The organism is Nonomuraea sp. NPDC004702, assembly GCF_053601695.1.
Genome location: NZ_JBSGCE010000037.1, coordinates 73,554 through 92,033, shown reverse-complemented (window position 1 = coordinate 92,033; position 18,480 = coordinate 73,554). Strand labels below are relative to the sequence as shown.

15 protein-coding genes are annotated in these 18,480 nt (G+C 73.0%); 8 read left to right on the top strand and 7 right to left on the bottom strand.

The features are described from left to right. Nucleotides 1-58: 58 nt before the first annotated feature. Nucleotides 59-637, top strand: coding sequence for a hypothetical protein (locus tag ACWEJ6_RS35670; RefSeq protein WP_364331988.1), 579 nt, complete (start codon nucleotides 59-61; stop codon nucleotides 635-637). A 125-nt stretch (nucleotides 638-762) separates the two neighbouring features. Here ACWEJ6_RS35670 and ACWEJ6_RS35665 read toward each other — a convergent pair whose 3' ends face one another. Continuing rightward, nucleotides 763-1,704 carry a LysR family transcriptional regulator gene (locus tag ACWEJ6_RS35665; protein ID WP_352353485.1) on the bottom strand — a complete coding sequence of 314 codons (942 nt, stop codon included), beginning with the start codon at nucleotides 1,702-1,704 and terminating at the stop codon, nucleotides 763-765. 73 nt (nucleotides 1,705-1,777) lie between these two features. Here ACWEJ6_RS35665 and ACWEJ6_RS35660 point away from each other — a divergent pair, with 73 nt between their 5' ends. Together ACWEJ6_RS35660 and ACWEJ6_RS35655 are read left to right on the top strand one after the other, a co-directional pair. Continuing rightward, nucleotides 1,778-2,029, top strand: coding sequence for a CBU_0592 family membrane protein (locus tag ACWEJ6_RS35660; protein ID WP_364331991.1), 252 nt, complete (start codon nucleotides 1,778-1,780; stop codon nucleotides 2,027-2,029). Continuing rightward, on the top strand, nucleotides 2,026-2,685 hold the full coding sequence (locus ACWEJ6_RS35655) for a cyclase family protein (RefSeq protein WP_452429492.1): 660 nt from the start codon (nucleotides 2,026-2,028) through the stop codon (nucleotides 2,683-2,685). Before ACWEJ6_RS35660 ends, ACWEJ6_RS35655 begins: the two co-directional genes overlap by 4 nt. Nucleotides 2,686-2,692: 7 nt before the next feature. On the opposite strand, the gene ACWEJ6_RS35650 is transcribed toward ACWEJ6_RS35655, so the two are convergent. Continuing rightward, complete coding sequence (locus ACWEJ6_RS35650; protein ID WP_352323881.1) at nucleotides 2,693-2,869, bottom strand: hypothetical protein; 177 nt, start codon at nucleotides 2,867-2,869, stop codon at nucleotides 2,693-2,695. Between the two features lie 32 nt (nucleotides 2,870-2,901). Between ACWEJ6_RS35650 and map the strand changes: the two genes are divergently transcribed. Next, on the top strand, nucleotides 2,902-3,750 hold the full coding sequence (gene map / locus ACWEJ6_RS35645; RefSeq protein WP_352353489.1) for a type I methionyl aminopeptidase: 849 nt from the start codon (nucleotides 2,902-2,904) through the stop codon (nucleotides 3,748-3,750). Nucleotides 3,751-3,763: 13 nt separating this feature from the next. On the opposite strand, the gene ACWEJ6_RS35640 is transcribed toward map, so the two are convergent. The 4 genes from ACWEJ6_RS35640 to ACWEJ6_RS35625 all read right to left on the bottom strand — a co-directional run bounded on the left by ACWEJ6_RS35640 (nucleotide 3,764) and on the right by ACWEJ6_RS35625 (nucleotide 8,242). Further along, nucleotides 3,764-4,153, bottom strand: a complete 390-nt coding sequence (locus ACWEJ6_RS35640) for a sensor histidine kinase (RefSeq protein WP_358294264.1) — start codon at nucleotides 4,151-4,153, stop codon at nucleotides 3,764-3,766. A 206-nt stretch (nucleotides 4,154-4,359) separates the two neighbouring features. Then, nucleotides 4,360-6,336 (bottom strand): cytochrome c oxidase assembly protein, encoded by a 1,977-nt coding sequence (locus ACWEJ6_RS35635; RefSeq protein WP_452429489.1) that lies wholly within the window; start codon nucleotides 6,334-6,336, stop codon nucleotides 4,360-4,362. Then, a complete protein-coding gene (locus tag ACWEJ6_RS35630) occupies nucleotides 6,333-6,914 on the bottom strand; it encodes a copper resistance CopC family protein (protein WP_358294267.1) in 582 nt (193 codons plus the stop codon). Before ACWEJ6_RS35630 ends, ACWEJ6_RS35635 begins: the two co-directional genes overlap by 4 nt. A gap of 44 nt (nucleotides 6,915-6,958) precedes the next feature. After that, nucleotides 6,959-8,242 carry a tetratricopeptide repeat protein gene (locus ACWEJ6_RS35625; protein ID WP_397162295.1) on the bottom strand — a complete coding sequence of 428 codons (1,284 nt, stop codon included), beginning with the start codon at nucleotides 8,240-8,242 and terminating at the stop codon, nucleotides 6,959-6,961. 448 nt (nucleotides 8,243-8,690) lie between these two features. On the opposite strand from ACWEJ6_RS35625, the gene ACWEJ6_RS35620 reads away from it, so the two are divergent. Together ACWEJ6_RS35620 and ACWEJ6_RS35615 are read left to right on the top strand one after the other, a co-directional pair. Then, nucleotides 8,691-11,510 (top strand): BTAD domain-containing putative transcriptional regulator, encoded by a 2,820-nt coding sequence (locus ACWEJ6_RS35620; protein WP_452429487.1) that lies wholly within the window; start codon nucleotides 8,691-8,693, stop codon nucleotides 11,508-11,510. A gap of 13 nt (nucleotides 11,511-11,523) precedes the next feature. Beyond that, nucleotides 11,524-14,343, top strand: coding sequence for a BTAD domain-containing putative transcriptional regulator (locus ACWEJ6_RS35615; RefSeq protein WP_452429485.1), 2,820 nt, complete (start codon nucleotides 11,524-11,526; stop codon nucleotides 14,341-14,343). 2 nt (nucleotides 14,344-14,345) lie between these two features. On the opposite strand, the gene ACWEJ6_RS35610 is transcribed toward ACWEJ6_RS35615, so the two are convergent. Beyond that, on the bottom strand, nucleotides 14,346-15,902 hold the full coding sequence (locus ACWEJ6_RS35610; RefSeq protein ID WP_452429483.1) for a PucR family transcriptional regulator: 1,557 nt from the start codon (nucleotides 15,900-15,902) through the stop codon (nucleotides 14,346-14,348). A gap of 95 nt (nucleotides 15,903-15,997) precedes the next feature. Between ACWEJ6_RS35610 and ACWEJ6_RS35605 the strand changes: the two genes are divergently transcribed. Together ACWEJ6_RS35605 and ACWEJ6_RS35600 are read left to right on the top strand one after the other, a co-directional pair. Beyond that, nucleotides 15,998-18,211: a molybdopterin cofactor-binding domain-containing protein gene (locus ACWEJ6_RS35605; RefSeq protein WP_452429481.1), complete on the top strand. Its 2,214-nt coding sequence runs from the start codon at nucleotides 15,998-16,000 to the stop codon at nucleotides 18,209-18,211. Beyond that, complete coding sequence (locus ACWEJ6_RS35600) at nucleotides 18,195-18,428, top strand: EF-hand domain-containing protein (RefSeq protein ID WP_352323877.1); 234 nt, start codon at nucleotides 18,195-18,197, stop codon at nucleotides 18,426-18,428. The genes ACWEJ6_RS35605 and ACWEJ6_RS35600 overlap by 17 nt, the downstream gene beginning before the upstream one ends. Nucleotides 18,429-18,480: the final 52 nt, after the last annotated feature.

The following is an 18,480-nucleotide window of genomic DNA, read 5'->3' as shown; positions in this document are numbered from 1 at the left end:
GCGGGCACCCGGCCGCGAACGGGCCACCTCCGCCGCGCTCCTCGTGCACCATGGAGGCATGGACTCAGGTTCGGTGGCATTCCTGCGCGAGCTCCTGGCCACGACGGGCTGGCTCGAACGCACCCGCGAGCTGGGCCTGGCCCTGCGGACCACCCGCTCGCCCGGCGGCCTGCTGCTCGTCGGCCCCCCGGACGACGAGCCCTGGCACGTCACCGCCCACCTCAGCGACGAGGCCAGGTTCTCCGGCCTGCCGCAGCTCGCCCCCACCCTGATCCGCTGGTCGCCGCCCGCCGACGCCCCCGCCCACCTGCGCGTCGGCCTCGACCGCCTGCGGCAGGCGGGCCGCGGCGAGACCCTGTTCGTGCTGTCGGAGCAGGCGGCGCCCGTCCCGCTGCTGGAACGCGTCGACGACGCCCGCCGTACGGGGGCCACCATCCTGGCGATCGAGGGCGCCGACTCCGAGCTGAGCGGGCTGGCCCACGACGCCATCGCCGTCCCGGCCACCGGGCTGATCACCTTCGACGGCGCCCAGCACCTGGTCAGCGCGGCGGCCGGTGAGGTCGAGCGGCGGGCGGGGCTGCGCGAGCGCCTGGCCCGCCTGCTGGAGAAGGTCAGCGGCCCCCGCCTGTCGGAGTAGGACGCGGCCGCGGATCAGAGGCCGAATGCGGCTCGCAGGTCAGGGCTGGGCGGCGAGACAGGGGCCGAGGGCGGCTCGCGGGTCAGGGCTGGGCGGCGAGACAGGGGCCGAGGACGGCTCTCGGGTCAGGGCTGGGCGGCGAGGCGGGGGCCGAGGGCGGCCCGCAGGTTCTCGGTGGCCTCCTCGATGGCGCCGATCACCACCGCCTGCACCGGGTCCGGCTCGCCCGACCGCGTCCTGCTCACCCGGGTGACGGCGTCCAGGCGGCGCGCCCCCACCTCCCGTACCTCGCTCACCCGCACCTCGCCCTCCGGCACGTCGAGCAGGGCCAGCGCGGGCACGATCGCCACCCCGTGCCCGGCCGCCACCAGCGCGAGCACCGGCGAGAAGTCGGTGACGACGTGCGTCCTGCGCGGCTCGACGCCGTGGATCCCGGCGAGCCGGTCGAGCGCCTGCCCGCACGCCTGGTCCGGCTCGGCGGCCACCCAGGGCAGGCGCATCAGGTCGGCCGTCGACTCCGGCTCGGGCCAGTCCGGCGGCAGCACGACCCGGAACTCGTCCACGTGCAGCGGCCGGACGTTCAGCGACGGCTGCGCCGGGACCGGCAGGCTCATGTCCTGCTCGGTGATGAGCAGGTCGACGGCGCCCAGGCGCAGCTCCTGGAGGGCGGGCTGGCCGTAGACCTCGTGGATGACCGGCGTGATGCGGGGGTGGCGCTCGGCCAGGGCGCGCATCGCGGGCACCAGCATGTGCTTGATCGCCGTGGGGAAGGCGGCGATCCGCACCGGCCCGGCCAGGCGTTCGGTGAACCTGGTCAGCTCCTTCCTGGCCTCGCTCAGCTCCTCCTCGACCCGCTCGGCGTACCCGGCGAGCACGCGTCCCGCCGGGGTGAGCGAGACGCGGCGCTGGGAGCGGTCGATGAGCGCCAGCCCGACCTCGCGTTCGAGCTGGGCGAGCTGCTGGGAGACCGCGGAGGGGGTGAGGAACAGCGCCTCGGCCGCGCGCATCACGCCGCCGCGGCGGGCGACCTCGTGCAGGACACGCAGGCGTCGAGGATCAATATCCATGCAGGTCAGCTTACGTCTACCTTTAGCTTTCTTTATTTGTGCTTTAAGGCCAAAAATCCAGAGAATATCGGCCATGGATCTCCTCCTCGACGCCGTCGGCTGGGCCGGAGCCGCCCTGCTGCTGGCCGGGTACGCCCTGGTCTCGTCCGCGCGGCTGTCCGGCGACGGCGCGACGTACCAGGTCGTCAACCTGCTCGGCGCGCTCGGGCTCATGGTCAACAGCGCCTACAACGCCGCCTGGCCCTCGACCGGGCTGAACCTCGTCTGGGCCGCCATCGGCACGGTGGCCCTCGTCCGACTCGTCCGGGTGGGAGCCGCCAAATGATCGTCGAACTCAGCCACCGCATCACCGAGGGCATGACCACCTATCCCGGCGTCCCGGGGCCGACGCTGGGCACCCACCTGAGCAGGGAGGACTCACGCGAGGTCTACGCCCCGGGCACCGAGTTCGAGATCGGCGTGATCACGCTGGCCGCCAACACCGGCACCTACCTGGACACCCCGCACCACCGCTACGCCGGCGGCCAGGACCTGGCGCAGGTGCCGCTGAGCAGCCTGGCCGACCTGCCCGGCCTGGTCGTACCGGCCTCGGGGGACGGCCGCGAGGTGGTGCTCGACACCGCGCCCGACACCGCGCTCGACGTACGCGGCCGGGCGGTGCTGATCCACACCGGCTTCGACCGCCACTTCGGCACCGGCGCCTACTTCCGCGACCACCCGTACCTGGCGCCCGAGTCGGCGGCGTGGCTGGCCGAGCAGGGCGCGGCGCTGGTCGGCATCGACTCGCTCAACATCGACGACACCCCGCCGCACGGCGAACGCCCCGCCCACACGATCCTGCTGAAGGCGGGGATCCCGATCGTCGAGCACCTGACGGGGTTGTCGGCGCTGCCCGCGGAGGGGTTCAGGTTCCATGCCGCGCCCCCGATGATCGCGGGCATGGGCACCTTCCCCGTGCGGGCCTACGCCGTGGTGCCGTAGGCGGGGGTCACTCGTCCTCCTGCTCGGCCTCGTCCCACGCCTTGTTGCGGTCGGCGGCGCGCTGCAACGCGCCCGCCGCCTCCTCCTCCGAGGCGTAGGGACCCATCCGGTCCTTGTTGGGGCAGCCCTGGTCGGGCTCGACCCGCATGTGCTTGAGACAGAACCACCACTGGCCTTCGCTCACATGGTCAATTCTGCCCCGTAGACTCGTGTTTCATGACGACACTGCTCCAGCCCGGGCGAGTCTCGCCCGTCCGGAAGGTCCCCGCCCACATCGAGCGGCCGGAGTACGTCGGCAAGAAGCGCCCCACGACCGGCGAGTCCGACGTGAAGACCCCCGAGATCATCGAGCGCATGCGCGTGGCGGGCCGCATCGCCGCGCAGGCGCTCGAAGAGGTCGGCCGGCACATCGCCCCGGGCGTCACCACCGACGAGCTCGACCGCATCGGCCACGAGTTCCTGATCGACCACGGCGCCTACCCCAGCACGCTGGGCTACAAGGGCTATCCCAAGTCGCTGTGCACCTCGATCAACGAGGTCATCTGCCACGGCATCCCCGACGACACCGTGCTGCGCGACGGCGACATCGTCAACATCGACATCACGGCCTACATCGGCGGCGTCCACGGCGACACCGACGCCACCTACCTGGTGGGCGAGGTCGACGAGGAGTCGCGCCTGCTGGTCGAGCGCACCCGCGAGGCCATGATGCGGGCCATCAGGGCGGTCGCCCCCGGCCGCCAGCTCAACGTGGTCGGCCGCGTCATCGAGGCGTACGCCAAGCGCTTCGGCTACGGCGTGGTGCGCGACTTCACCGGCCACGGCATCGGCACGAGCTTCCACTCCGGCCTCATGGTCCCCCATTACGACGACCCGTCGCTGCGGGTGGAGCTGGTGCCGGGCATGACGTTCACCATCGAGCCGATGCTCACCCTGGGCACGATCGACTACGACATCTGGCCCGACAAGTGGACCGCGGTGACCAAGGACCGCAAGCGCACGGCCCAGTTCGAGCACACCATCGTGGTCACCGAGACGGGCAGCGAGATCCTGACCCTCCCCTGACCGGCCCCGGCCGTCAGCGTCGCCTGGGGATCGCCCCGCTCACCGTCGTGCCCTCGCCGGGCACGCCGTTGACCGACAGGGTGCCGCCGAGCTCGGCGAACGCGGCCCGCATCCGGGCGATCCCGCGCCCCGCGCCGCCCTCGGCGAAGCCCTGGCCGTCGTCGCTGACCGTCAGGCGCAGGCCGCTCGGGCCCGTGGTCACCGCCACCGCGACCGTACGGGCCCGGCTGTGGCGCTCGACGTTGGACAGCGCCTCGCGCATCGTCTCCATGACGCCGCCGGACACCCGCGAGGGTACGTCGGTGCCGGGCAGCGCCCAGGTCTCGACGGTGATCCCCGTCCGCTCCGACCATTGCGCCAGAAGGCCTTCGAGCGCCTCGGCCAGGCTCTGCCCCCCGCGCATGCGTGTCTCTTCCGCCAATGGTCTCGCCTTCCTCGGCACCCCGGGCCCGCGCCGGTCCCCACTCCGGCGCCCCGCACGCGTCGCGCAATCCCCCCTCAAGGTCTGCGCACGCTAGCTGATGAGGTTATGCCCTTCTCCCCTGTGAGACAGGCTACCCGGCGGTCCTGAGACCTGTGAGCCGAGGATAGGGTGCCATGGCCGAACCGCTACTCGCCCTTGTCAGCGCGGTTGAGACGGGCGAGATAGTCGTTGTAGGAGTCGAGTTCGGTGTCGCGTGCGCCGCCCCGGTCGGCCTTGCGGTCGGCGCGCCGGGCCTGCCGTTCGTCGTCGCGGTACCACTGGGCCGCGATGGCCAGCAGCACGAGCAGCGTCGGGATCTCGCCGAAGCCCCACGCGATGGCCCCGCCGTCCTGCTGGGTCTGCAGCAGGTTGTCGCCCCACGTACGGCCGAGCGGCTCGTACCAGCCGGCGGCGATCACCGAGCCGGTCATCATCAGCGCGATGCCGAAGAAGGCGTGGAAGGGCATGGTGACGAAGAGCATCAGCAGCCGGCCGACGTACGGCAGCCGGCTCGGGCCCGGGTCGACGCCGATGATCACCCAGAAGAACAGCGAGCCGCTGAGCAGGAAGTGCAGGGTCATCCAGATGTGCCCCAGGTGCTCCTGCATGGCCGACTCGAACAGCGGCGTGAAGTAGAGAGCGTAGGTGGAGGCGACGAAGATGGCCGTCGCCACGACCGGATGGGACATGACCTTGACCGCCCGGCTGTGCAGGATCGTGGTGATCCACTCCCGGGGGCCCCTGTCGCCCCGCCGGGCCGCCGGCTTGAGCGCCCGCAGCGCCAGCGTGACCGGGCCGCCCAGGACCAGGAAGATCGGCACGATCATGGACAGCGTCATGTGCTCGATCATGTGCACGTCGAACAGGACCTTGGCGTAGCGGGCCAGGCCGCTCTGGGTGGCGAACACCAGCAGCGCGATGCCGATGAACCAGGCGGCGGTGCGCCCCCACGGCCAGGAGTCGCCGCGCCGCATCAGCCGGTAGACGCCCGCGCCGTAGAGCCCGGCGAGCACGGCGGCCACCGCGGCGAAGAACAGGTCGAACCACCACAGCGAGAACACGTTCGCGATCGTGATCTCCGGCGGGACGGGGAAGCCGAGCAGCTCGAAGGCCCGGTCGGCGGGCACGCTGAACTCGGGGGGCGGCGTGCGCGACAGCGCGACGGCCAGCCCGACGGTGGCCAGCATGAGCAGCGTCTCGCCGCCGGCCAGCCGGGTGAACGCCCTGGGCCGGCCCGCCTCCAGGTCGACGAGCGTGCGCTGCCGGTGCCAGTAGCCGACGTAGCCGAGCAGCACGAAGGCGACGATCTTGGCCAGGGCCAGCAGGCCGTACTGGGTGGTCCACAGGTCGGACAGCGCGCCGAGCCGGGCGACCAGGCTGAACACGCCGGACAGGCCGACCGCGACGAAGCACCACAGCGCCAGCGCGGAGAACCGGGCGGCGGCCACGGTGAGCTGCGGCTGCCCGCGCATCGCGTGCGCGGCCAGCACGACCAGGCCGCCCACCCACAGGGCCAGCGCGAGCAGGTGCAGCGAGACCGCCGAGGTGGCCAGGTCGTGGTTGGGCGAGGAGGAGGTGTGGCCGGTCAGCGGCGGCGGCAACATCGTCACCAGCGCGAACACCAGCAGGCCGGCCGCGGACCCGGCGGTGATCGCGCCGCGCGAGAACAGCGCGATGGCCACCCCGAACAGCACCACCAGCGTGAGCGCCACGCCCTGGGTGGTCTGGGTGGCGGTGCTGGTCAGGTATTCCCGGTTGAGGATCTGCGGGACCGTACGGCCCCAGGAGTCGGCCGTGGTGAACACGATGGCCAGGAACGCCGAGGCGGCCCAGCCGAGCGCCGTCCAGGACGAGGCCCTGACGTAGAGCAGGCCCGGCTTGCCGAGCATGCCCTTGTCGTTGGGCAGCAGCAGGGCGGCCGTGAGCAGCAGGCCGACGGTGAGCACGCCGGTGACGTCCATCAGCAGCTTGGACACCGGCAGGCCCCACCTGACCACCGCCCCGGCGTCGGGCAGCCCGGGGATGATCCTGGGGAAGGCCCGGCCGCCGGCGATCATGCCGATCACCAGGGCGGCGACCGCCGCCACCGCGCCCGCGAGCGCGAGCCGCGCCGTTCTGCTCATGGCTTCTTCTTCCGCGCGCTGAACAGGAACCCGATGCCGATGCCGACCAGCGCGCCGATCACGATGACCAGCCAGGTCGGGAAGCCGCCCTTCGGCGTGGCCGCCGCCTGGTCGGCCGCGGGAGCGACCGGAGCGGCGGAGGAAGGAGCGGGGGCGGCGGTGGAGGGCGCGGCCGACGCCGCGTCGGTGGCCGACGCGCTCGGCGAGGCCGCCGGAGCCGCCTTGACCGTGAAGGGGATCTCGCCCTCGATGGGATGGCCGTCGGAGGAGACGACCCGGTAGGCGAGGGTGTACTTCCCGCCCGGCAGCGGCCCCTTGACCGCCTGCCGCACCACCGCGCCGTCGACCTCGGGCTTGCCCTCCTGGAAGACGGCCTCATCCGCGCCCCGGACGATGACGAACGGCATGCGCACCTTGGCGGTGAACTCCAGCCTGACCTCGTCGAGGGCCTCGACCTCGGCGCCCTTGGCCGGGTCGCTGCTCTTGAGTGAGTCGTGGGCCAGCGCCGGGGTGGCGGTGCCGAGCACGAACAGGGCGGCGAGAATCGCGGTGAGTGCCGCGAGCGGGGAACTCTTCATGGCACCCCCAAGGCTACCGACGCCACCGCCCGGTCCTGACCTCGCTACAGCCCCGCGCAGGCGAGAGCCCGCTGGTAGGCGTCCACGGCGCCGTCGGAGTCGCCCAGCTGCTCCATCGTCTCGGCGGTGGCGTACCAGGTGGCGGCCGACCGGCGGGAGTCGGGCAACGGCGAGAGCGAGTCGCGTACGGACGACAGCTGCCGCTCGGCCTGGTCCATGCGGCCGACCGAGCCGTAGACCCTGGCGAGCAGCAGTTCCGCCTCGGCCCTGAGGGCGGAGGCGGTGTTGGGCACCAGCCCTCTGCCCCTGTCGGCATGCTCCACGGATTCGTCGAGGTCACCGGTCATGCACTCGGCACGGGCCAGCTCCACGAGGAGCCGCGCCCGCTCGACGGTGCTGGTGGCGGTCTGCTCGAACTCGGCGATCGCGCCACGCAGCACGTCTCGTACGGCCGCGGCCTCCTGGGGGCGGGCCAGCAGGCGCTTGCGGGCGTGCGCGAGCCGCATCCTGGCGATGCTGCCCGGCTGGCCGGTCTCCAGCTGCACGGCCATGGCGCGCTCGGCGAAGGACAGCGCCTCCTCCGCGTGCCCGGTGGCGGAGGCCGTGTTGGAGGCCATCCAGTTGGCGGCCACGATCGAGCGCGGCGTGCCGAGGGCGTCGGCGGCGTTCAGCAGCTCGGCCGCGAACTGCCGGGCGCGCAGCAGGTCGCCGCGCTCCATGTACGCCGCGAGCAGGCCGGCGCCGAGCTCCACGAGCAGATCGTTCCAAGCGGGTCGCGTGGTGCTGCTCAGCATCTGCTCGCCGACCTCCACCGCCTCGGTGAGCCGCTCGCTCTCGCGGTAGGCCCGGCACAGGTTGGAGGCGATCTCGACGCGGCGGTCGGGAGGCAGCTCCTCCTCCGACAGCCTGAGCAGGATCGCGATCGCGCCGTCGAAGTCTCCGCTGGCCTGAGCGGCGAAGGCGAGTCCGAATTCGGTCTCTTGACGCAAAGCTGTCAAGCCTGTCAGATTGTTGTTCGCCAGCAGCTCGGTGTAGCGCGTCCGGGCCTCGGCGACCTCACCGTTCTCGAGCGCGAGACGCGCGTAGCCGAGCGCCAGCTCGATGTCCTCCATCTGCTCGGCGGTCACGCCGTTGATCAGATAGGACAGCGAGCAGTCGAGTTTCTGGGCCAGCAGCTCCAGGACGGCGGGGGTAGGGGTACGCTTGCCACTCTCGATCAAGGAGACATAGCTGTCCGACAACTCTGGATGCGCCAGCTGTGCCTGTGACAGGCCACGCTGTCGCCGAACGGTCTTGATGCGGAGTCCGACCAGGTCAGATGTGGTCACAGTCGTTGCTCCCTGAGATGATGAAGTCCGAGCAACCCCACACAGGCGAGGGAGAACCCCCCATGCGCATGCGTATTGCCCTGTCCGCGCTAGTCACCGCGATTGTCGCCTTGGTGACTATAGGAGGCAATGTTACGGCCGCGAACGCCGCGACGTCTGCCCTCTCTTCCTTCCAGGAAGATCAGCACTGCTGCTGAGGCTCGCAGCAAGAGGGGGTACGGCGCGTGGCTGTGCTCCGAACCGCACCGATCCCATGGACGAGCGCTCTCCAGCAGCAGGGGACGATGAGGCCCGGTCCGCGGATGTGCCCCCTCTTCTCACCACCGGGCTGAGCGTACCCGAACCCTTCTACATTTGATCTACAGTCGCGTGATCGCCATACCGCCACGGAATTCTGAATACGCTGCCCTGGTAAGGGGGACGCCGGGGCTGTGAACGGGGAGGACGCGTGAGCGACGACATCTACATCCGCCTTCTCGGAACCGTTCACGCCGAACGCGGATCGCGGCCCGTCGATCTCGGTCCTGCCCGGCAGCGGGCCGCCCTGGCCGTCCTCGCCTCGGCCGCCGCGCGGCCCGTCCCGATGAGCCGGCTCGTCGAGGGGATCTGGGGCGACGAGCCGCCGCGCAACGCCGAGCAGAGCGTCTACACCTACGTCGCCGGCCTGCGCCGCGCCTTCGAGCCCGACCGCGGGCGGCGCGCCCCGTCGCGGCTGTTGTCGGGCACCGGCGCGGGATACGCCCTCAACGTCGGGCCCGTACAGGTCGACTCCCTGTGCTTCGCCGAACGCCTGGACGAGGCCCGCACGTGCCGCCGCGAGGGTGACGACCGCCGTGCCGTACAGCTCCTGGACGAGGCCCTGGCGATGTGGCGCGGCACCGCGCTGACCGGCCTGACCGGCCCGTTCGCCGAACGGGAACGCTCCCGGCTGGAGCTGTTACGCCTGACCGCGCTGGAACAGCGGCACGAGAGCCTGTTGCACCTGGGCCGCCACCACGAGATCACCGACGACCTGCGCGACCTGACCGTCCGCCACCCGTTGCGCGAGCGCACCCGCGAGCTGCTCATGCTGGCCCTCTACCGCTCGGGCCGTCAGGCCGAGGCGCTGAAGGTCTACGAGGAGGGCCGGGTCCTGCTCCTGGAGGAGCTGGGCCTCACACCGGGCGAGGGGTTACGCAAGTGTCACCAGCTGGTGCTGCGCGGGGAGCCCGGGCCGTGGCGGGGCGACGGGGTGCCGCACCAGCTCCCGCGCCACCTGGCCGGGTTCGTGGGCCGCTCGCGTGAGCTGGACGAGCTGGAGCGGCGGCTGGCCCCCGGCGGCGGGCGTCCGCCGACGCCGCTGGTGATCGTCTCCGGGCCGCCGGGCGTCGGGAAGTCCGCGCTGGCCGCCCAGGTCGCCCATCTGGTCCAGGACCGCTTTCCCGACGGCCAGCTGTTCGTCAACTGCCGCGGCGCGACGCCGGAGCTGCCCGCGTTGACGGGGCTCGACGTGCTCGGCCGGTTCCTGCGGGGGCTGGGGGTGGCGGCCGACGCCGTACCCGCCGACCTGGACGAGGCGGCGGCGACGTGGCGCAGCCTCCTGCACGGCCGCCGGGTCCTCGTCCTGCTGGACGACGCCGCCGACCTGGCGCAGATCCGCCCGCTGCTGTCCACCCCCTTCGGCACCGCGCTGCTGGTGACCAGCCGCGAGAGCATGACCTGGGGCGAGGACTCCTACCAGCTCGAACTCGGCCGGATGTCCCCCGCGGAGTCGGCCGCGATGCTGGCCGGGCTGGCCGGGGAGGAGCGCGTGCGGGCCGGCGCGGGCGACACCGCCGAGCTCGTCCGGCTCTGCGACGGCCTGCCTTTGGCGTTGCGCATCGCGGGGGCCCGCCTGGCCAGCCGCCCCGACTGGAGCGTCGCCACGATGGCCGGCCGGCTGGGCGACGAACGCCGGCGGCTGCACGAGCTCGTGGCCGGCGACCTGGCCGTACGCGCCGGTCTGGCGGCCAGCTTCACCGCGCTCGAACGCAGCCCCCGCCCCCTCGACCGGCTGGCCGCCCGCGCGCTGTCCCTGCTGGGCCTCCTGCACGTGCCCGAGATCACCGCCGAGGCTGCCGCGGCCCTGCTCGACGCCGACCCCGCCGACGCCGACCTGGCCCTGGAACGACTGACCGACGCGCACCTGCTCGACCGCCCCCGGCCGGGCCACTACCAGCTCCACGACCTCGTCCGCCTGTTCGCGGGCGAGCTGCGTCCCCCCGACGCCAAGAAGCCGGTGCTGCGCGCGCTCGCGTACTACGCGGCCTCCGCCCGGCTGGCCAGCCAGGTCATGGACCCGCACCGCGTCCAGCGTGGCCCGGTCGCCGAAGCCGTCACGCACCAGGTCGGCACGCGGGAGGAGGCGACGGCCTGGCTGCTGGAGGAGGAGGCCGTGCTGCTGGCCGCGGCCCGCCAGGCGCTCACCGCCGACGACGACGACATCGCCGCGCTGGGCCTGGCGCTCGCCTTCGCCCTGCATTGGCCCCTGCAGCGCGCCTACCGCACGACGGACCTGGTGGAGCTCGGCCTGATGGTGCTGCGGGTCTGCGAACGGCTCGGCGACGTGGAGATGGCGATGCACGCGCACGGCGAGCTGGCCACGGCCCTGAGGATGAAGGGCAGGAGGGACGAGGCCGTCGAGCACCTGCGGATCGAGCTGGCGATCGCCAGGCGGCTGGGCGACGCCTTCTCCGAGCAGCGCGCGCTGGGCAACCTCGCCAACGTGCACTACCACGATGAGGACTTCGAGCAGGCGATCGTCCTGGCGGAGCAGCAGCTCGCCGTCGCGGGGCTGATCGGCGCGCGGGTGGGCGTCCGCTACGCGAGGCTCATCCTCGGGGAGGCCCACCACAGATGCGGCCGGCTCGAACAGGCCCGCGAGATCCTCTGCCTGGCCCTGGCCGACGCCGAGGAGGTCGGCGACACCACCCACCAGGCCCACCTTCGAGGGGTGCTCGGCGAGGTCCACCTCGACCTGGGCATGCCGGACCAGGCCCTGCCGAACTTCCTGCTCGCCCTGAAGCTGATCGAGCCCGCCGGCAACCGGGTGGCGCGGCTGCGGTGCCTCCTCGGACTGTCACGCACCTACCGGGCTCTGGGCGAGCTGGACAGCGCCACCGGTTGCGTCACCGCGGCCCTGACCGCGGCCGTGACCGACAGGCTGGCCTCGGAATGGCAGCAGGAGGCCAGGAGCGAGCAGGAGGCCGTACGAGAGGCACGGCAGGCCACGGGCGCCCGGGGCGCATGAGCGAGGTGCGGGGATGAGCGACAGTCTGAGCATCGGCCTTCTCGGCCCGGTGACCGGCGCCCGCGACGGGGTGGCGTTCGACCTGGGGCCCGCCCGCCAGCAGGCCGTCCTGGTCATGCTGGTCTCCCCGCCGGGCCGGGTCGTGACCATGGATCAGCTGGTGGAGGGGCTGTGGGGGGAGAAGCCCCCGGCCAGTGCCGGGCAGAGCGTCTATACCTACGTCGCGGGGCTGAGGCGCACCCTGGAGCCGGGCCGCAGGCCGGGTGAGCGGTCGAGGCTGCTGATCAGCAAGGCGGGCGTCTACCAACTGCTCGTCGAACCGCACAAGGTGGACGCCTTCGCCTTCTCCGAGCTGGTGAACGCGGCACTGCGCGCGCGGGGCACGGGTGCTCTGGAAGAGGCGTTACGCCTGTTCGACGAGGGGCTCGGCCTCTGGCGGGGCGTGGCGCTGAGCGGGGTGACGGGCCCCTTCGCCGAGACCGAACGCGCCGTGCTGGACGAACTGCGCCTGGTCGCCTTCGAGGGCCGCTCCGAGCTCCTCCTGCAGCAGGGCCGCGCCGGCGAAGCCATCGCCACGCTGCGGGAGCTGGCCGCCCGCCATCCCCTGCGCGAGCGTCTGCACGAGCTGCTCATCCTCGCCCTGAGCCGGTCGGGCCGCCAGGCTGAGGCGCTCAGGGCGTACGAGGACGTCCGGGTGAGCCTGGCCGAGGAGCTGGGCATCGACCCCGGTCAGGGGCTGCGCGAGGCTCATCGGGTCGTGCTGGCGGGCGATCGGGCGTCCGTCCGCGTCGCCGCCGAGACGGTTCCCCGCCAGTTGCCGCGCGAGCTCATCGGCTTCGTGGGCCGGGCGCAGGAGACCGTCCGGCTGGCAGCGCTGCTGGCTCCCCGTGACGACGTCCCGCCGCATCCGCTCGTCGTGATCTCCGGACCGCCCGGCGTGGGCAAGTCGGCCCTCGCCGTACGGGTCGCGCACGCCGTGCGGGACCGCTTCCCCGACGGCCAGCTCTACGTGAGCCTGCGCGGAAGCACCCCCAACGTGCCGCGTCTGTCCGCCCATGGGCTCGCGGGCCGGCTCCTGCGCGGGATCGGGACGCCTCGCGAGGACGTCCCGGCCGAGCTGGACGAGGCGGCGGCCATGTGGCGCAGCAGGTTGCACGGCAGGAACCTGCTCGTGGTCCTGGACGACGCCTCCGGGCTGGACCAGATCCGGCCGTTCCTGTCCACGCCGCTCGGTGTCAGCGTGCTCGTGACCAGCAGGGAGTCGCTCAACGTCGGCGACGACTGCGTCCAGCTCCGGCTGGGACGGCTGTCGGAGGCGGAAGCGACGACGATGTTGTCCAAGCTGGCCGGCGACGGACGGGTGGGCGCCGACCCGGCCGGGACCTCGACGCTGGTCCGGCTCTGCGACGGCCTCCCGCTCGCCCTGCGCATCGCGGGCGCCCGCCTGGCCGATCATCCGGAGTGGACCGTGGGCACCCTCGGCAGGCGGCTGGCGGACCAGCGCAGACGGCTGCAGGAGCTGGCCGCGGGAGACCTGGCCGTACGGTCCAGCCTGGCCGCCAGCTACGACGGGCTCATCGGCGGCAGCCGTCCCGTGGACCGGCTGGCGGCCGGCGCCCTGCCTCTCCTCGGACGGCTGCACGTGCCGGACATGACCGCGGACGTGGCGGCGGTGCTGCTGGACAGAACACCGGACGAGGCACGGCGCGCCCTGGACCGGCTGGCGGAGGCGAACCTGATCGAACGTACCGGGGACGGTCGTCATCAGCTGCACGACCTCGTCCGGCTGTTCGCCGGCGACCTGCCCGTACGCGATCCGGAAAAGCCGCTCCTGCGGGTGCTCGGGTACTTCGCGGCCTCCGCCCGGCAGGCGAACGTCGTCATCGACCCCCACCGCGTCCAGCCCGGGCGCCCGGTGGACGAAGCGACGTCCCGGGCGTTCGGCACGCCCGAGGAGGCGCTCGCCTGGCTGCGGGCGGAGGAGCACGTCCTGAACGCGGTGGCCGTCCAGGCCCTCTCCTCCCCGGACGACGAGATCGCCGAACTCGGCGTGCGGCTCACGTTCGCGATGTTGTGGCATCAGCAGCGGTCGCACGAGGGCCACGACATGCTGACGCTCAACACCATGGCACTGCGGGTGTGCGAACGGCTGGGCGACGACGCCGGCGCACAGATCGCCCACGGCCACATCGCCAACGGGCTGCGCCTGACCGGACGTCCCGAGGAGGGGATCCCCCACCTGGAGGCCGAGCTGGCCATCGCGAGGCGACTCGGCGACGGCTTCGGGCAGATGCGGGTGCTGGGGAACCTGTCGAACGCCTACGTCGCCAGACAGCGCTACGAAGAGGCGCTGCCCCACGCCGAACAGCAGCTCGCGGTCGCCACGCAGATCGGCTCCGAAGTCGGCGTCCGCTTCGCCTGCTTGATGCTCGGCACGGCCCGCCAGGGCATGGGGCGCCACGCGCAGGCGCGGGACCCTCTGGAGCGGGCCCTGGCCGCGGCCCGCCAGAGCGGTGACACGACGCATGAGGGACACGCGCACGTCGTGCTCTCGCAGGTCATGCTCGACCTGGGCGATCCCGAGCTCTCCCTGGAGCACATGAGCGAGGGAATGAAGCTGCTCGGCAGAACCGGGTACCGGTTCATGGTCGAGTGTCTCATCACCATGTCGAGGGCCTGCAGAATGCTCGGCCGGCTGGACGAGGCGCTGTCCCACGCGACCGAGGCGGTGGCCAACGCGGAGTCCGGGGGCAACGCCCTGTGGGAGCGGCGGGCCGACGCCGAGCTGGCGGCCGTGCGGGCGGCGATGGGGGCGGCGGAGCGGGAGGCGTGAGGTCAGCGGGGCGGGGTGGTGTCGCGGAGTGCGAGGAAGAAGTCGACGCGGTCGGACATCGCCGACAGGTTCCTCCCGGTCAGCTCCTCGATCCTGCGGATGCGGTACCGGACCGTGTTGACGTGCACGTGGAGCCGTTCGGCGCAGGCGTTCCACGAGCCCGAGCAGTCGAGGAAGACGTCGAGCGTGCGCACGAGGCCCGACTGGTGGCGGCGGTCGTAGGCGAGCAGCGGGGACAGCAGCCGGTCGGAGAAGGAGCGGCGCACGTCGCCCGGCACGGTGGCCAGCAGCAGCGCGTGGGTGTAGATCTCGTCGCTGGTGACCACGCCGCCGTCGCGGGCCTCGGCCAGCCGCCTGGCGTGCCCGGCCTCCTCCACGCCGCCCTTGAGCGCGGCGGCGCCGGTCAGCGCGCCGCTCAGGCCGACGCTCAGGCGGGCGCCGGGCAGCGCGGCCAGCACGGCAGCCCCGGCCCGCAACCGCGCGGCCAGCTCCCCGACGCTCCTCCCCCGCAACGCGACCACCGCCACCGCCCCACCGCCGCCGCCGCGACCGCCACCGTCAACGGCCGTGCCGCCGCTGCCCTGAGGTGGTTCGGCCGGGACGGGGGCGGCGACGACCTCGCGGGCGAGCAGTTCCTCCAGGATCCGGCCGCCGAGGACGGCGGGGGCCGTGGGGGCGGTGGGGGTGCCGGGGCGCGGGGCGGTGGCGCTGACCACGGCGTACGGTTCGTCCGCGTCGATGCCGCACGTGCGCAGCCGGGCGTTGAGCTCGGCCGCGTCGGAGTCGGCCAGGGCGGCCGCCACGAGCTGCCCGGCCAGGCGGCGCTCGACCCGGCGGCCCTCCTCCAGGCGGCCGCGTTCGAGCGCCACGCAGGCGGCCAGCTCGTAGCCGAGGTCGGCGCGGCCGAGCAGGTCGCCGTCGCAGGCCAGGACCCAGCCGGCCGCCCGGTGGCCGCGTCCGACGGCGAAGAGAGTGGCGCCGCCGGCCAGCGCGGGCAGCCGGGGCGCGGTCAGGTAGGCCCTGGCCAGCCCCGCCGGATCGGCGGCCGTACCGACGACCACCTCACCGGACGCGGACAGGACGGCGCCCGTGACGCCCAGCTCGGCGGCGGTCAGCTCGAACAGCCCGCGCAGGTCGGCGCCCTCGGCCAGGGCCGCCACGAGCCTGCGGTGACGCCCGAGGGCGTCGCGCACGTCGCCGGACAGCCGGGGCGCGACCAGCTCGGCCAGCGTGCGGAAGGAGACCTCGACCGGCACCTCGACCAGCGGCAGCCCGGCCTGGCGGCAGGCCGAGACCAGGTCGGCGGGCACGTGCCCGAGCCGGGCCGCGCCCGCGCCGAGCGCGGACACCCCGCCCTCGACCAGGGCGGTGACGAAACGGGCGGAGTCGGCGGCGGTGTCGCGCCACATCAGGCCGGTCAGGACCAGCTCGCCGCCGGACAGGTAGCGCCCCGGCTCGGGCAGGTCGGTGATGTGGACCGTGCCGAACTCGCGCTCCGGGTCGCCGGCCAGCAGCCTGAGACCCAGCTCGTCGATCGCCAGCAGGTCACTGATGCGCACTTGGAGGAATATACAAGCCCGCTCTGTCAAGCGATGACCGGGATTTCACGTCACGGGCATAGGAGGCCGGGCCGGGCCGGTGCTCTACTCGGAGGATGACGGAGACGGTCCACTCCACCAGGTCCGAAGGCGTCGGCGGGGCCGAGGGGGTCGGCACGAGCGCGCGGCGGCCGGACGCGACGCTGAAGGTGACCGGCGAGTTCGCCTACGCCTCCGACCTGTGGCTCGACGGCATGGTGTGGGGCGTGACGCTGCGCAGCCCGCACCCGTCGGCCTGGATCCGGTCGATCGACGTGGGCCCGGCGCTGCGCATGCCGGGCGTGCTGGCCGTCCTGACGCACGAGGACGTGCCCGGCGAGAAGTTCTACGGGCTCGACCACAAGGACCAGCCCGTGCTGGCCATCGACCAGGTCCGCCACCAGGGCGAGCCGGTGGCGCTGGTGGCCGCCGACCATCCGGAGACCGCGCGCAGGGCGGCGCGGGCCGTCGTGGTCGACTACGAGCCGCGCCCGGCGGTGACCGATCCGCGCGAGTCGCGCGAGTACGTCAGGCGCCAGCCGGTGCGCAAGGGCGACACGTTCGAGGCGGAGGTCGTCGTCACCGGCGAGTACGAGGTCGGCATGCAGGACCAGGCGTTCCTCGGCCCGGAGTCGGGTCTCGCGGTCCCGGCCGAGGACGGCGGCGTGGACCTGTACATCGCCACCCAATGGCTGCACGTGGACCGCGACCAGCTCGCCCCCTGCCTGGGCCTGCCGCCGGAGAAGGTCCGGCTGACGCTGTCGGGCGTCGGCGGCGCGTTCGGCGCCCGGGAGGACCTGTCGATGCAGGTGCACGCGTGCATGCTGGCCCTGCGCCTGAACCGCCCCGTGAAGATCGTCTACGGCCGCGAGGAGTCGTTCTTCGGCCACGTGCACCGCCATCCGGCCCTGATGCGCTACGAGCACGGCGCGACCCGCGACGGCAGGCTGGTCTACGTCAAGGCCGACATCCTGCTGGACGGCGGCGCGTACTGCTCCTCCTCCCCCGCCGTGGTCGGCAACGCCGCCTCGCTGGGGGCCGGGCCGTACGAGGTGCCGAACGTGTGGATCGACGCCGCGGGCGTCTACACCAACAACCCGCCGTGCGGGGCGATGCGCGGGTTCGGCGCGGTGCAGGCGTGCTTCGCCTACGAGTCGCAGATGGACCGGCTGGCCGAGGCGTGCGGCCTGTCGCCGGTCGAGATCCGGGCGCGCAACGCCGTCTCCCAGGGCTCGGCGCTGGCGACCGGCCAGGTGATCGACTCCCCCGCGCCGCTGGGCGGCATGTTGCGCGAGCTGGAGGCCATGCCGCTGCCAGCCCCGCGGACGGGGGCGGACCTGCGCGCGCTGCCGGGCGGCGTCTCGCAGACCACGCACGGCGAGTCGGTGCGGCGCGGGATCGGCTACGGCGTCGGCATCAAGAACATCTGCTTCTCCGAGGGCTTCGACGACTACTCCACGGCCCGGGTGCGGGCCGAGCTGGTCGGCGGCGAGCCGCGGGTCACCGTGCACACCGCCGCCGCCGAGGTGGGCCAGGGCCTGGTCACGGTCCAGGCCCAGATCGCGCGCACCGAGCTGGGCATCGAGGACGTGACGGTGGCGACCGCCGACACCGCCGTGGGCTCGGCGGGCTCGTCGTCGGCCTCGCGGCAGTCCTACGTGACGGGCGGCGCGGTCAAGGCGGCCTGCGAGGCGGTGCGCGAGCGGTTCGAGGGGCTGCCGCCGCGGGAGGCGCTGGCCAGGTTCGGGCCGATCGAGGAGACCCGCGAGTACCGGCACCGGCCCACGAAGCCGATGGACCCGGTGACCGGGCAGGGCGACTCGCACACGCAGCTCGCGCTGTGCGTGCACCGCGCGGTGGTGGACGTGGACGTCGAGCTGGGGCTGGTCAAGGTGGTGGAGCTGGCCGCGGTGCAGGACGTGGGCAAGATCATGAACCCGCAGGCGCTGGAGGGCCAGATCCACGGCGGCACGGCCCAGGGCCTCGGGCTGGCGCTCATGGAGGAGATCCAGGTGCGCGACGGCCGCGTGCTGAACCCGTCGTTCACCGACTACCTGATCCCCACCATGCTCGACATGCCGCCCATGCAGCTGAAAATCCTGGAAAATCCGGACCCGTCCGCGCCGTACGGCCTCCGCGGCGCCGGCGAGCCGCCCACGCTCTCCTCCACTCCCGCCGTCGCCGCCGCCGTGCGCGCCGCGACCGGGCTCCGGTTGACTCGCGTTCCGATCAGGCCGGAAGATATCGCCTTGTCCAATCACGGGGAGGTATCCGATGGCAAGCGGTCGTGAAGCCGCCGAGGCGGAGTTCAGTCGCTTCGACACCGACGGCGACGGTCTGCTGACCGCGGCCGAGATCAGGCAGGCCAACGAGGCGCTGGGGGTTCACGGCGCCTCCGAGGAGGAGATCGAGGCGTTCATCAACGCCGCCGACACCGACGGCGACGGCCGGATCGGCCTGGAGGAGTTCGTCGGCCTGGTCGGCCACGGGCGGCACGAGAAGGCGTGATCATGTCCCCCGCCGGGTAGGTGACCCGCACTCCCCTCGCCATGACGAGGGG